This window comes from Sulfurimonas sp. (assembly GCF_029027585.1).
In the GTDB taxonomy this organism is placed as follows: Bacteria; Campylobacterota; Campylobacteria; order Campylobacterales; family Sulfurimonadaceae; genus Sulfurimonas.
In genome coordinates, this window is sequence record NZ_CP093397.1 from 1,905,328 (window position 1) to 1,918,765 (window position 13,438).

General features: G+C 27.1%; 17 protein-coding genes. 16 read left to right on the forward strand and 1 reads right to left on the reverse strand.

The annotated features are described in order from the left end of the window. The first annotated feature begins 1 nt into the window (after window position 1). The 11 genes from rfbF to MOV50_RS09895 are packed head-to-tail and all read left to right on the forward strand — an operon-like array spanning window position 2 to window position 7,691. Window positions 2-775, forward strand: a complete 774-nt coding sequence (rfbF, locus tag MOV50_RS09845) for a glucose-1-phosphate cytidylyltransferase (RefSeq protein WP_321777737.1) — start codon at window positions 2-4, stop codon at window positions 773-775. Further along, window positions 744-1,868, forward strand: a complete 1,125-nt coding sequence (gene rfbG, locus MOV50_RS09850; protein WP_321777738.1) for a CDP-glucose 4,6-dehydratase — start codon at window positions 744-746, stop codon at window positions 1,866-1,868. Before rfbF ends, rfbG begins: the two co-directional genes overlap by 32 nt. Further along, a complete protein-coding gene (gene rfbC / locus MOV50_RS09855; RefSeq protein ID WP_321777739.1) occupies window positions 1,853-2,422 on the forward strand; it encodes a dTDP-4-dehydrorhamnose 3,5-epimerase in 570 nt (189 codons plus the stop codon). Before rfbG ends, rfbC begins: the two co-directional genes overlap by 16 nt. Continuing rightward, window positions 2,412-3,626: a class I SAM-dependent methyltransferase gene (locus MOV50_RS09860; protein ID WP_321777740.1), complete on the forward strand. Its 1,215-nt coding sequence runs from the start codon at window positions 2,412-2,414 to the stop codon at window positions 3,624-3,626. Before rfbC ends, MOV50_RS09860 begins: the two co-directional genes overlap by 11 nt. A gap of 4 nt (window positions 3,627-3,630) precedes the next feature. Then, a complete protein-coding gene (locus tag MOV50_RS09865) occupies window positions 3,631-3,951 on the forward strand; it encodes a nucleotidyltransferase domain-containing protein (protein WP_321777741.1) in 321 nt (106 codons plus the stop codon). After that, window positions 3,944-4,348, forward strand: coding sequence for a HEPN domain-containing protein (locus MOV50_RS09870; protein ID WP_321777742.1), 405 nt, complete (start codon window positions 3,944-3,946; stop codon window positions 4,346-4,348). Before MOV50_RS09865 ends, MOV50_RS09870 begins: the two co-directional genes overlap by 8 nt. Window positions 4,349-4,350: 2 nt before the next feature. Beyond that, complete coding sequence (locus MOV50_RS09875; RefSeq protein ID WP_321777743.1) at window positions 4,351-5,214, forward strand: NAD-dependent epimerase/dehydratase family protein; 864 nt, start codon at window positions 4,351-4,353, stop codon at window positions 5,212-5,214. Beyond that, entirely contained in the window at window positions 5,211-5,996 is a 786-nt protein-coding gene (locus MOV50_RS09880; RefSeq protein WP_321777744.1) for a TylF/MycF/NovP-related O-methyltransferase, read from the forward strand. Before MOV50_RS09875 ends, MOV50_RS09880 begins: the two co-directional genes overlap by 4 nt. A 27-nt stretch (window positions 5,997-6,023) precedes the next feature. Next, window positions 6,024-6,770, forward strand: a complete 747-nt coding sequence (locus MOV50_RS09885) for a cephalosporin hydroxylase family protein (protein ID WP_321777745.1) — start codon at window positions 6,024-6,026, stop codon at window positions 6,768-6,770. A 32-nt stretch (window positions 6,771-6,802) separates the two neighbouring features. Further along, on the forward strand, window positions 6,803-7,204 hold the full coding sequence (locus MOV50_RS09890) for a glycosyltransferase family A protein (RefSeq protein ID WP_321777746.1): 402 nt from the start codon (window positions 6,803-6,805) through the stop codon (window positions 7,202-7,204). A gap of 55 nt (window positions 7,205-7,259) precedes the next feature. Beyond that, a complete protein-coding gene (locus MOV50_RS09895) occupies window positions 7,260-7,691 on the forward strand; it encodes a hypothetical protein (protein ID WP_321777747.1) in 432 nt (143 codons plus the stop codon). A gap of 9 nt (window positions 7,692-7,700) precedes the next feature. Here the strand turns inward: MOV50_RS09895 and MOV50_RS09900 are convergent, their stop codons facing one another. After that, entirely contained in the window at window positions 7,701-9,452 is a 1,752-nt protein-coding gene (locus MOV50_RS09900; RefSeq protein ID WP_321777748.1) for an acyltransferase, read from the reverse strand. Window positions 9,453-9,575: 123 nt separating this feature from the next. Between MOV50_RS09900 and MOV50_RS09905 the strand changes: the two genes are divergently transcribed. The 5 genes from MOV50_RS09905 (at window position 9,576) to MOV50_RS09925 (ending at window position 13,427) form a co-directional block, all read left to right on the forward strand. Next, a complete protein-coding gene (locus MOV50_RS09905) occupies window positions 9,576-10,064 on the forward strand; it encodes a hypothetical protein (RefSeq protein ID WP_321777749.1) in 489 nt (162 codons plus the stop codon). Window positions 10,065-10,248: 184 nt separating this feature from the next. Beyond that, window positions 10,249-10,524, forward strand: coding sequence for a hypothetical protein (locus MOV50_RS09910; protein WP_321777750.1), 276 nt, complete (start codon window positions 10,249-10,251; stop codon window positions 10,522-10,524). 17 nt (window positions 10,525-10,541) lie between these two features. Then, the gene (locus tag MOV50_RS09915; protein ID WP_321777751.1) at window positions 10,542-11,636 is read left to right on the forward strand and encodes a glycosyltransferase family 1 protein; all 1,095 of its coding nucleotides are present in this window, start codon (window positions 10,542-10,544) and stop codon (window positions 11,634-11,636) included. Next, window positions 11,633-12,586 carry a GDP-mannose 4,6-dehydratase gene (locus MOV50_RS09920; protein ID WP_321777752.1) on the forward strand — a complete coding sequence of 318 codons (954 nt, stop codon included), beginning with the start codon at window positions 11,633-11,635 and terminating at the stop codon, window positions 12,584-12,586. The genes MOV50_RS09915 and MOV50_RS09920 overlap by 4 nt, the downstream gene beginning before the upstream one ends. 52 nt (window positions 12,587-12,638) lie before the next feature. After that, window positions 12,639-13,427, forward strand: a complete 789-nt coding sequence (locus MOV50_RS09925) for a glycosyltransferase (RefSeq protein WP_321777753.1) — start codon at window positions 12,639-12,641, stop codon at window positions 13,425-13,427. Window positions 13,428-13,438: the final 11 nt, after the last annotated feature.

Sequence of the window (13,438 nt, forward strand, 5' to 3'; positions counted from 1 at the left end):
GATGAAAGTATTATTATTAGCAGGTGGATATGGAACAAGATTGAGTGAAGAGACAGATATAAAACCTAAGCCTATGCTAGAAATTGGTGGTAAACCTATATTATGGCATATTATGAAAAGTTATTCGCATTATGGATTTAATGACTTTGTTATACTACTTGGATATAAGGGCTATTATATAAAAGAGTACTTTGCTAATTATTTTTTGCATCAAAGTGATGTTACAATTGACTTGAAAAATAATAATATGGAGATACATAATAATAGTAGTGAACCATGGAAAGTCACATTGATTGATACGGGTTTAGATAGTATGACAGGTGGTAGAATTAAAAGAGCTAAAAAATATATAGGTAATGAAGCTTTTATGGTTACATATGGGGATGGAGTTAGTGATGTAAACATCAAGGAACTTGTAGAGTTTCATAATAAAAATAATAAAAAAGCGACAATGACTGCGATTCAACCTGCCGGAAGATTTGGAGCATTAGATATAAAAACTAATCTTGTTAATCAGTTTGTAGAAAAACCTGCAGGTGATGGAAACTGGATAAATGGTGGTTTTATGGTTTGTGAACCTGAAGTACTTGACTTAATAGAATCTGATGCTACTATATTTGAACAATATCCTTTGCAAACACTTGCAAATGAAGGTGAACTCAGTGCATTTAAACATAGTGGTTTTTGGCAATGTATGGATACATTAAGAGATAAAACAAGCCTTAATGAGATGTGGGACAAGAATGAAGCAAAATGGAAAGTGTGGAATGACTAATCTTTTTAGTAGTATATATTTAAATAAAACTGTGCTAGTAACTGGACATACTGGATTTAAAGGTTCATGGCTATGTTATTGGCTAGTTAAAATGGGTGCTAATGTGGTTGGCTATTCACTCGAAGCACCGACAAATCCAAACCATATATCTCTTTTAGATATTGATATGATTTCTATTATTGGTGACATTAGAGACTTTGAGAAATTAAATAAAGTTTTTAAAGAGTATAAACCAGAAATTGTATTTCATTTAGCAGCTCAGCCACTTGTAAGACTATCCTATGATAATCCAATAGAAACATATGAGACTAATGTAATTGGTACTTTAAAAGTTTTTGAAGCTTGTCGAAAAAATAATGTAAAAGCTATAGTAAATATTACAAGCGATAAAGCTTACGAGAATAAAGAATGGATATGGGGGTATAGAGAAAATGACTCGATGGGTGGATATGATCCATACAGTTCATCAAAAGGATGTGCTGATTTACTAGCTAACTCTTACCGCAATTCTTATTTTAATGTAATAGAGTATAAGAAAAAGCATAACACACTTCTTGCCTCATGTAGAGCAGGAAATGTTATAGGTGGTGGGGACTGGGCGAAAGATAGGTTGATTACTGACATTATGGTTTCAGTATCTAAAGGTAAAAAGGTAAGTATAAGAAGTCCACACGCTACAAGACCATGGCAGCATGTACTTGAACCACTTAGTGGGTATTTACATATTGGTCAAAAGCTTCTTGAAGAAAAAGTAGAGTTTGGAGACGCTTGGAATTTTGGACCATCAGATGAAGGAAGTATAACAGTAGAGGAAGTAGTGAAAAATGTAAAAAATCATTGGGGTAAAATAGATTATGAAATTCATAGGAATCCAAATCAATTACATGAAGCAAATTTACTAAAGCTAGATTGTTCAAAGGCTCATATTATTTTAAAATGGAAAGATGTATGGAATAGTGCTACAACTTTTGAAAAAACTGTTAAGTGGTATAAGGCATATTATGAAGAAGATAAAACAACTTTAACTTCTCAAGATTTACAAAGTTATATATCTGATGCAAAAAATAAAGGTTTAGAGTGGGCAAAAAATTAAATATAATTTCTACATATTTAGATGGATTGTTTGTAGTAAAACCAAATAAATTTACCGATGATAGAGGTTCGTTTTCTAGAGTTTATTGTGAAGAAGAACTTAAAGAAATTTCAGATATTTCTATAAAACAGATAAACCATTCTATTAGTAAAGATAAAGGCACAGTTCGAGGTATGCATTTTCAGTATGAACCTAATGCTGAGGTTAAGATGGTAAAGTGTATCAAAGGAAAAGTATTTGATGTTGTTGTTGATATAAGAAAAGGTTCACCTACATTTTTAGAAACTTTTTCAATAGAATTAACAGATGAGAATCAGAAAATGATATATATACCAAAAGGTTTTGCTCATGGTTTTCAAACACTTGAAGATGATACAGAATTACTTTATCTTCATAGTACTATTTATACACCATCAAATGAAGGTGCATTAAATGTGATTGACCCATTGTTAAACATAAAGTGGCCTTTGGATATAATCAATCTTTCAAAAAAAGACAATGAACATAAATTTGTAGATAATAACTTTAAAGGAATAGAAATAAATGAATTGTAGATTTTGTAAAGCTGAGTTAAATAAAGTTTTTGTTGATTTGGTGAATGCACCTGCATCTAACTCCTTTTTGACACAAGAACAACTAGATGAACCTGAAACTTTTTATCCACTTAAAATATATGTTTGTGGAGAGTGTAAACTTGTTCAAATTGACGAGTATAAAAAATCAGATGATATTTTTGATAAAGATTATGCTTATTTTAGTTCATTTTCTACAAGTTGGTTGGAACATGCAAAAAACTATGTTGATATGATGATAAATAAATTAGCATTAAATACTAATTCTATAGTCACTGAAATAGCTTCAAATGATGGATATTTATTACAATATTTTAAAGAGAAGAATATACCTTGTATAGGAGTAGAACCAACTTCAAGTACTGCAAAAGTTGCAAAAGAGAAAGGTATAAATGTTATAGAAGATTTTTTTGGTAGTAAATTGGCTGATACCTTACAAAAATCAGACCTGATTCTCGGTAATAATGTATTAGCGCATGTTCCAGATATAAATGATTTTGTTCATGGGTTAAAAATAGCATTAAAAGAAAATGGAACTATTACTATGGAGTTTCCTCATCTTTTAAATATCATAAAAGAGAACCAATTTGACACTATATATCATGAGCATTTTTCTTACCTTTCTTTTTATACTGTAAAACAAATATTTGAAAAGCAGGGACTTAAACTATATGATGTGGAAAAGCTTCCTACTCATGGTGGAAGTTTAAGGATTTATGCTACACACCTTGAGAATGAAAAAAAAGATATATTTGATAATGTAGCAAATTTACTTAATGAAGAAAAAGACTTTGGACTTTTTGATATAGAAATTTATAATAACTTCCAAGAAAAAGCTAATAAAGTAAAATATGATTTACTTTATTTTTTACTACAAGCTAAGAAAGAAAATAAAAAAGTGATAGCGTATGGAGCTGCTGCTAAAGGAAATACACTTTTAAATTACGCTGGTGTAAAAAATGATTTAATAGAATTTGTAGTAGATAAATCACCGTATAAGCAAGGAAAATTTCTACCCGCTAGTCATATACCTATATTAGCAGAAGATGAAATAAAAAAAATGAAACCTGATTATATTATAATATTGCCTTGGAATATTAAAGGTGAAGTAATGCTTCAATTAGATTATGCAAAAGAATGGGATTGTAAGTTTGTGGTTGCAGTACCAAAATTGGCTATAATATAGAATTATGATTGATATAGAAAAGATAAAACCTGAAATTATTGAAAGATTAAAGCCTTTAAATCCTGACAAGATTATATTGTTTGGTAGTTATGCTTATGGTATTCCAAATGAAGATAGTGATATTGATTTGTTTATATTTAAAGATATTGATAGACATTTACAAAGAGAATATAAATTAAAAGCAAGACAAAGTATAAGAACATTGATATCTAAATATAAAGTAGGTTTTGATCTATTAGTAGCAAGTGAAACATTTGTCAAAAGTAGAAAAGATTATTTTTATAAAAAAGATATTTTAGAAAATGGGAAAATTATTTATGAATAAGCCTGCTTCTTTAGAATGGTTGACCATAGCTTTTCATGATTTTAAATCGGCTCAGATTTTATATGATGCAAATCATTATACAGATAGTATAGGTGGTGACCTGCAACAATCTATAGAAAAAATATTAAAATCAATAATTGCATTTAAAAATGAAAAAATACCTAAAACTCACGACTTATATGAGATTTATGATTTAATAAATGAAATAACTTTTGAAGAATATGAGATAAAAATTTTAGAAATTGCGACAGAATATTTAAAGGAAGATAGATATCCAAATTCAAATTATAGTTTGCCTAAAAGAGAAGAGATAAAAGAGGTTTTGGATTTTACAGAAAAGTTGTTTGAAAAAGTTTGTAATATTGTAGATATTAATTTATCAGAAGTTCAAGTATAAATATGAAAATCCTAGTTACGGGTGCTACGGGTTTTATTGGAAATAATCTAATTAATGAATTATTAAAAGATAAAGAAAATAAAATTATTGCGACATCACGAAATATTGAAAAAGCTAAAAGATGTGATTGGTATAATAAAGTAGATTACATAGAGTATGATATAAACTCCAAAAATATAGATATTGATTTATATAGTCTGTTTAATATGCCAGATATGTTAATTCATTTAGGCTGGGAAGGACTTCCTCATTATAATGATTTAATACACATAGAAAAGAACTTATTAAAAAATTATAAATTTATTAAGAATTTAATTAAAAATGGGTTAAAAGATATAACAATAACTGGAACATGTCTTGAATATGGCATGAAGAATGGTTGTTTATCTGAGAATACAAATCCAAATCCATCAAATTCTTATGCAATAGCAAAAGATACATTAAGAAAATTTATTGTTGAATTAAACAAAGAATTCGATTTTAGTTATAAATGGATTAGATTGTTTTATATGTATGGAGACGGTCAATCAGAAAAATCATTAATATCTCTTTTGGATAAAGCAATAGAAAATAGTGATAAAGAGTTTAATATGTCCGGTGGTGAGCAGTTAAGAGATTTTTTACATATTAGTGAAGTTGTGAAAAATATTGTTTTAATTGTAAATCAAAAACAATATACTAATCAGGCTATAAATTGTTGTAGTGGGCAAGCACTATCCGTAAGGACTTTGGTAGAAAACTATCTAAAAGAAAGAAACTACAATCTTAACTTAAATTTAGGTTATTACCCTTATCCAAACTATGAGGCAATGGCTTTTTGGGGAGATAATGCAAAATTAAAAAAAATAAAAGGAAAAAGTAAATGATAGAAAATGTGAAAAAAGTATTAGGTAAATATTTAATGCCAGAATTAATATATTTTATACAAAAGAGAATATTTAGGAAAGATTATTCATTTGTTATGATAAATAATGTTGGTACATATCATGAAGATTCTTTAATAGTTACTGATAAAAATTTAGATTTTTTAAAAGAAAAATCTTTTTTGGACGCATATAATAATGCAGTTGAAAAAAATTTATACGTATCCCCAACTATAAGATGGCGTTTACATATGCTGTGTTGGGCTGCTTCAATAAGTTCTAATCTGGAAGGAGATTTCGTTGAATGCGGTGTTAATAAGGGTTTTTCATCAAAAATAATTATTGATTATTTAAATTTTGATACATTAAATAAAAAGTATTATCTTATGGATACTTTCGAAGGCTTAGTTGAAGACCTACTGAGTGATGCAGAAAAAAACAAAAAAGGTGAAATTTATGAGCCTTGTATTGATATTGTAAAAAAGAATTTTAGAGAATATCGTAATGTAGAAATAATACAGGGCATGATTCCAGAAACACTTGATCAAGTTAAGTCAGATAAAATCTCTTTTTTACATATTGACATGAATTGTGTATTTCCTGAATCGGAAGCATTAAAATATTTTTGGGATAAATTAGTTAAAGGTGGTATAGTTATTTTTGATGACTATGGCTGGGCAGTATATCATGCACAAAAGAAAGCTCATGATTTGTTTGCGGAAAGTAAAGGTGTGAAAATTGCAACTCTTCCTACTGGACAAGGGTTATTAATAAAACCGTTTTAACAAAACAATTATTTAAAAGGAACTAAAATGGATGAAATAGAAAAATTTGAAAATGAAAGAGTTGAGCTCATAAAATCAAACGAAGTAAATAAGAGTTTAAAAACTTCAGCCATTGATTTTTTAACAAAATCGGCAGCAGTAAATTATTCATATAATTTTTCATGGATGGGCAGACCTATAATTCAATACCCTCAAGATATCATAGCAATGCAAGAAATAATTTGGGAAGTTAAGCCAGATTTGATTATAGAAACTGGTATAGCACATGGAGGGTCTTTAATATTTTCTGCATCAATGCTTACCCTTTTGGAAGCTTGCGGTGAGATAGAAAATGGTCAAGTTTTAGGTATTGATATAGACATAAGAGCGCATAATAAAGAAGCAATTGAAACTCATCCTATGAGTAAAAAGATAACTATGTTTGAAGGCTCAAGTATAGATGATGTAATGATTGCTAAAGTTCATGAATTCGCTAAAAGAGGTAAGAAAATATTAGTTTGTTTAGATAGTAATCATACTCATGAACATGTATTGGCAGAACTCAGAGCTTATGCAAATTTAGCTAGTATTGGTAGTTATTGTATAGTATTTGATACATTAATTGAAGATATGCCTAAAGGATTTTATGATAGACCATGGGATAAAGGTGATAATGCAAAGACAGCTGTATGGGAATATCTAAAAGAAAATGATAATTTTGAAATAGACAAGCAGATAGATAATAAATTATTAATTTCTGTTGCTCCTGATGGATATTTAAAAAGAATAAAATAAATTTATTAATTAGATTAACCTAAAGGAATATGTTGGATGAAAAGCTAAAACCTATTGTTAGTATTGGTATGCCAGTGTATAATAATAAAGAGACTATTTCAGAAGCTATTGATACAATATTGAATCAAAGTTTTAGTGATTTTGAATTAATTATTTCAGATAATGCTTCCACTGATGGAACAGAAGATATTTGTCATAGTTTCGCAGAAAAAGACTCTCGTATTACCTATACACGACAGAAAAAAAATACAGGACTTTATAATTTTGTATATGTTTATGAAAAAGCAAAAGGTGAGTTTTTTATGTGGGCACCTGCTCACTATAGTAGAAGTTTAGATTTTATTGAAAATAGTTTAGATGTACTAAAAAAAAAATCCAGAGTGCACATTTGCCGTGACTCCAAATTGTTGGATTGGAGAAGAAGAACATCCTGAAAATTTTTATAGGTTTTCTTTTGAAGGTACAGTATATGAGAGGGTATCAAAGTATATGAAACTTTATATGAAATCACATGCTTGCTTTTATGGACTATTTCGTCGTTCAGCAATGGAAGGTGTAGAAAAATTAACAAATTATTATATCGCATTTGATAATGCATTTATAGTAAGACAGCTTCTTAAAGGTGAATTTAAAAGATCAAGTGATGGTTTGCTAGTAGTTGGTAAAGGACAAAGTTCGAACCCTGATTATATTTCAACTTGGCAAACTAAACCAATACATTATATATTTCCATTATATGATTTTTCAAAAGATGTTATTATTATGATTATGAAATCAAAAGATATATTATTTCAAGAGAAACTTATTTTATTCATTAAGATTTTTATTGAAAATATGAAAGCATATAAAATGATTATTAGATATTGGTTAGTTAGAATAATAAAAAAAGTTGGTATTTATGACTTTATTAAAAAGAAATAAAAACTAACTTTATAGAAAAATATCTTTTAGTTGAGTTTTGGTAAATAAAATATTACCAATAAATTTGGCACCATCTTTCGTTGCATGTTCTGTATCAAAACTAATGAAATTACCATTATTAGTAAAAACTGGAACTTTTTTATCGTCATTCATTATTAATTTAAGAATATCTATATAATGATTTCTCCAAATCTCTTTCTCTATTTCATTAGCAATAAATGTACTACTATTTACACTCACACTATATTTAGGAATATTTTGAAAATCCTTATTAATCAAGAAGTTATTATTGAATCCAAAGTTTTTTGTTCCAACCAGATAAAATTTACCTTTAGCTTCCATTTTAAGTAGCTGAAATAATTTTTTAGAATTAATTATAAGCTCTTTTTTATTGATTACATTTGTCATACCAGCAGAAGATACAGCAATTACTATATCTGCTTGTTTGATTAAATTTATTGCGTTGCCTTGTTGTGCTGATGGTAGTAATATGATTTCGAATTTATCTAATTTATCATTAGCCCTTATCATATTTATAAAATCTCTAGCAAACGAATTACCAATTATTAATAAGTGTGATTTATTTGAAATAAAATTAGTTTTAATATATTTGTTTGGTTCATCACAATATTTTTGTGGGTTTTTTCCATAATTATATTTTGAATAAGATTGAAATCCATATGAATAATGTAAACTTAATCCAATAACAAACAATATTGTACTCAAAAAAATTAAAATAGTATAGAAATTTTTATTGGAGATTTTATTTTTATATCTAAACACATTCTCAACATATCTCCATGATAAATAAGCCAACGGGATTGAAAATAACACAAATATAGACTGTAAATATACTTCAGCTTCTCCTTCAACACTAAGTCTCAAAAAAACTAATAATGGCATATGGAATAAGTAAATACTATAGCTTATAGTACCTAAGAATAGTAATGGTTTAATTGATAATATTTTTCCTATCTTAGTACTATTAGATGAATATAAAATAATAATAACTGTTCCAACAACTGGTAAAAGAGTATAGATAGCTTGATTGTTAGAAATATAATATGGAAATATATATGAAAAAACAATAAAAGCTAAACCTATTGTTGCTATTAAATTATTGGGAGCTACTTTATATTTAGATAGAAATAAAGTAACCAATGAACCAGCCAGTAATTCCCACATTCTATGAGTTATAATTAAAAAATTCAGTTCTTTATTATCACTAAAATATGATAAAGTAAAACTACTTATAAACAATAAAACAATCAATAATACTAAGGCATTGAATTTTTTATAAATAAAAATCATTATTAATGGTATGAAAAAATAATATTGATCTTCAACTCCAAGAGACCAAGTGTGATAAAGTGGTTTAAACTCAGTTGCTAAACTCCAATAACCTGATGTTAAGTAAAGTAATATATTGTTCGCTGATAAGATTGTAGCTACTAGAGATTGTCCATAATTTTTTAAATCATACGGCAACATTGTAAAAAAAGAGATAATAGTTGTAATTAAGGAAATAAAGATCAATGCTGGTAATATTCTTCTTAATCTCTTATTCCAAAAAGATAAAATTGAAAACTTTCCATTCTCTAAATCATTAAATATTAAGGTCGTGATTAAGAATCCACTTATCACAAAAAAAATGTCTACTCCTAAAAATCCACCTTCGAATCCTTGAAGATGAGCATGAAAGAATAGTACAGGGATTACTGCTAATGCGCGTAATCCATTAATGTCACTTCTATATTTCATCCAATTCCTTACTTTATTTAAGTTTAATTATGAATTATATCAAAATATATCATATACACAATAATTTAAGGATTAAAAAATAATCTATATAATACAATCTACAATTGAAAGGTAAATAATAATATGATATTTAAAAAATTTATAAAAGAAATATTACGAAAAGCATTTGATTTAAAGTCATCTAATTTAAAGATTGATGATTCGAAAATTTTATTGGCACAAACTCTCGTAAGAGAAAATAAAAATAGTATGTTTTTAAATATACAAGATGCAGAATTTAAAGTATTTTCACAATGGGGTGAAGATGGAATAATTCAATACTTGATAAATAAATTACCTATTAAAAATAAAGTATTTATTGAATTTGGTGTTGAAGATTATACAGAATCAAATACAAGATTTTTACTAGAAAATGACAATTGGTCTGGTTTAGTAATGGATGGTTCTATAGATAATATAAATCAAATAAAAAACAATCATATATATTGGAAATATGATTTATTAGCAAAAGATATTTTTATAACTAAAGATAATATAAACGATACTATTGAAAATTATATGACAAACCATGATTTTGACAAAGAAATAGGTTTTATTAAGTGTAGATATTGATGGAAATGATTATTATATTTGGGATGCTATAGATTCAATCGATCCAGTGATTGTTATTTGTGAATATAATTCTGTATTTGGAAGTAAATCTAGTATTACAGTTCCATATGATGATCAATTTGTTAGAACAAAAAAACACTATTCTAACTTGTACTTTGGGGCCTCTATAAAGGCATTCTATACATTGGCAAAATCAAAAGGTTATGAGTTTATTGGTACAAATAAAAATTCTGTAAATGCATTTTTTGTTAAAAGTGAATATGCAAATAAATATATTCCAGAGCTTGTAACAACACTTGATGAAGATATGGAAATGTCAAAATTTAGAGAGTCTAGGGATGAAAATGGTAATCTGACTTTTCTTAGAGATGGTGAGCGCATTAATTTAATAAAGTCAATGCCTGTGATAAATTTAGATAATGGCGAGTTGGTATCATTATCTAAATTATTAAAGATTTAGGTTAGAAAATGAAAGTGTTGTATGATTATCAAATATTTTCTCTACAAAAATATGGTGGTATATCCAGATATTTTTATGAGCTTATTAAGCAATATGAGTGTATTGAAAATATTGAAGTAAAAGTTCCGTTACTAGTGTCAAATAATCATTATATATCAGATAAAAGATATGTACAACATATTAATTTACTTCCAAATAAAGAGTTTAGAGGAAAACATAGGCTTCTTGCACCAATAAATAAAATCAATTCAATTCAGAAAATTAAAATGAAAAACTATGATGTATTTCACCCAACATACTATGATCCGTATTTTTTAAAATATATTGGTGCAACACCATTTATATTGACTGTATATGATATGATACACGAAAAATTTAGTGAATTTGTTTCTAAAAATGATTTAGCAGCTAATAATAAAAAAATATTACTTGAAAAAGCATCTAAAATTATAGCAATTTCTGAAAATACAAAAAAGGATTTGATAGAAATTTTTAAGATAAGTGCGGAGAAAATTACTGTTGTTCATCTTGCAACCTCAATGAAGATTAATAATGATTTTAAGATAAAAATAAAACTTCCTAGTAAATATATTCTTTTTGTTGGAACAAGACAAGGATATAAAAATTTTAGCAAATTTATTAAGGCTGTATCTAAAATTATAGATAAAGAAATGGATTTATATATTTTATGTGTAGGTGCAGGTAAATTTACATCTGATGAAATAAATTTATTTAATGAGTTGAGTATAAAAGATAAAGTTTTACAATTTGACTTGGATGATGAGTCTTTATCCCAGTTTTATAAAAATGCCTTGATGTTCGTTTTCCCTTCTTTATACGAAGGTTTTGGTATTCCAATTTTAGAAGCATTTGCGTGTCAGTGTCCACTCGTATGTAGCAATACTAGTTCATTCCCTGAAGTTGCTGAAGATGCTGCGGAATATTTTGATCCATATAGTGAATTATCAATTTATCAAGCTATAGAAAATGTATTGGAGAACGAAGAACAAAGAAAATTATTAGTAGAAAATGGTACTAAGAGATTAAAATATTTTTCATGGGAACAAACAGCATTAGAGACTAAAAAAGTTTATGAAAGTACTATGAAATGAAAACAGTATTAATTACAGGTATTACAGGACAAGATGGTGCATATTTAGCTAAATTACTTCTTGAAAAAAATTATATGGTTATTGGTACAGTTAGAAGTAATAGATGCACCAACACAAAAAGTTTTCAATATCTTGGTATTGAAAAAGATATTATTTTAGAAGAACTTGATCTTTTAGATATGGCAAATATAATTAGAATAATTCAGAAATATAAACCCGATGAAATATATAATTTAGCAGCGCAGAGTTCAGTAGGCTTATCTTACTCCCAACCTATAGGAACTTTTTCATTTAATACAATATCTGTAAATAACTTATTGGAAAGTATAAGACTTTTTAGTCCAGATACAAAATTATATCAAGCTTCTAGTAGTGAAATGTATGGTAGAGTTGAAAATATGCCAATTAGAATTGAAACTCCAATGCATCCAATAAGCCCATACGGGGTTTCTAAAATGGCTGCTCATTTTATGGTTACAACATATAGAGAATCATATAATATATATGCTTCAAATGGAATACTTTTTAATCATGAGTCTTTTCTCCGTAGTGGTAATTTTTTTATTAAGAAAGTTATTAGAGATTCTATAGCTATAAAGAATAACACTTTAAAAGAATTAAGAGTAGGAAATCTTAATGTAAAAAGAGATTTTGGGTATGCTCCTAAGTATGTTGAAGTTATGTGGAAAATGATGCAACTTGATGAACCTGATGATTTTATTATATGCTCAGGTAAATCAGTTTTACTTAGAGATATTGTAGATTATATTTTTGATAGAATGAATTTGAGTAAAAAATTGATTGTTGTTGATGATAGCTTATTTAGACCAAATGAAATTAAAGATATTTATGGAGATAATTCAAAAGCCAAAAATATTTTGGATTGGAACTATGATGATTCTTTTTACGATATTTTGGATATTTTGATAGAAGAGGAAATGGCACAATAATATAATGTTGATATTTCATCATTTAGTTATTATTAAAAAAAAAAGGTATAAAATGTATTATTTATCTATTGTTACAGTTGCATATAACAATGTTGAAGGACTAGAAAGAACAAAAGAATCTATTTTCCCACTTCCAGAGAACTGTGAATGGATTATAGTAGATGCTAATTCAACAGATGGAACTAGTCAATACTTAGCTAAATTACCTACTAAAAATAATATTAAATATATTAGTGAACCAGATAAAGGTATATTTGATGGCATGAACAAAGGTATTAAAATGGCTTCTGGAGAATATATTGTCTTTTTAAATTCAGGGGATATGTTCCAAACAGATGTTTTCCATAAATTGAGCATCGAGGAAAATACTAAGTCAGATATATTAGTATATAATTATATTCCATTAGACCCTAATCTAAATATTTCAAATGCTCGAAAAATTTCTATAGATTTGTCTATTTTAAAACAGCGTAGCTGTATTCCTCATCAGAGTACATTAATAAGAAAAGATGTATTTAATAAAATAGGGGAACATAATTTAATATATATGGTCGCTTCAGATTATGATTTCTTTTTAAAAGCCTATCTTAATAATATTTCATTTCATTTTGATTTAGACAAATATTTATCATATTTTGTACAAGATGGGACATCTTTTAAGACAAGAAATGCTATTAAACAAGCATTAGAAAGTCGATTAATTCAGATTGACAATTATGGGTCATATTCAAAACAACAATTTTTTATGTATATGTTAAAATATTTATTATCATTTATTCCTTATGCAGATAAAATCAACTTATTATTAAGAAAACTGTTGTTACATAAAGTTAATCCATAAAAACAACAAAT

What these genes read in the sequence shown, in the direction of transcription:
- MOV50_RS09870 (WP_321777742.1), top strand. Translation starts at nt 3,944, where the DNA reads ATGAATAAGCCTGCTTCTTTAGAATGGTTGACCATAGCTTTTCATGAT.
- MOV50_RS09895 (WP_321777747.1), top strand. Translation starts at nt 7,260, where the DNA reads ATGAAACTTTATATGAAATCACATGCTTGCTTTTATGGACTATTTCGT.
- rfbF (WP_321777737.1), top strand. Translation starts at nt 2, where the DNA reads ATGAAAGTATTATTATTAGCAGGTGGATATGGAACAAGATTGAGTGAA.
- MOV50_RS09865 (WP_321777741.1), top strand. Translation starts at nt 3,631, where the DNA reads ATGATTGATATAGAAAAGATAAAACCTGAAATTATTGAAAGATTAAAG.
- MOV50_RS09880 (WP_321777744.1), top strand. Translation starts at nt 5,211, where the DNA reads ATGATAGAAAATGTGAAAAAAGTATTAGGTAAATATTTAATGCCAGAA.
- MOV50_RS09905 (WP_321777749.1), top strand. Translation starts at nt 9,576, where the DNA reads ATGATATTTAAAAAATTTATAAAAGAAATATTACGAAAAGCATTTGAT.
- MOV50_RS09885 (WP_321777745.1), top strand. Translation starts at nt 6,024, where the DNA reads ATGGATGAAATAGAAAAATTTGAAAATGAAAGAGTTGAGCTCATAAAA.
- MOV50_RS09860 (WP_321777740.1), top strand. Translation starts at nt 2,412, where the DNA reads ATGAATTGTAGATTTTGTAAAGCTGAGTTAAATAAAGTTTTTGTTGAT.
- MOV50_RS09925 (WP_321777753.1), top strand. Translation starts at nt 12,639, where the DNA reads ATGTATTATTTATCTATTGTTACAGTTGCATATAACAATGTTGAAGGA.
- rfbG (WP_321777738.1), top strand. Translation starts at nt 744, where the DNA reads ATGAAGCAAAATGGAAAGTGTGGAATGACTAATCTTTTTAGTAGTATA.
- MOV50_RS09920 (WP_321777752.1), top strand. Translation starts at nt 11,633, where the DNA reads ATGAAAACAGTATTAATTACAGGTATTACAGGACAAGATGGTGCATAT.
- MOV50_RS09875 (WP_321777743.1), top strand. Translation starts at nt 4,351, where the DNA reads ATGAAAATCCTAGTTACGGGTGCTACGGGTTTTATTGGAAATAATCTA.
- MOV50_RS09900 (WP_321777748.1), bottom strand. Translation starts at nt 9,452, where the DNA reads ATGAAATATAGAAGTGACATTAATGGATTACGCGCATTAGCAGTAATC.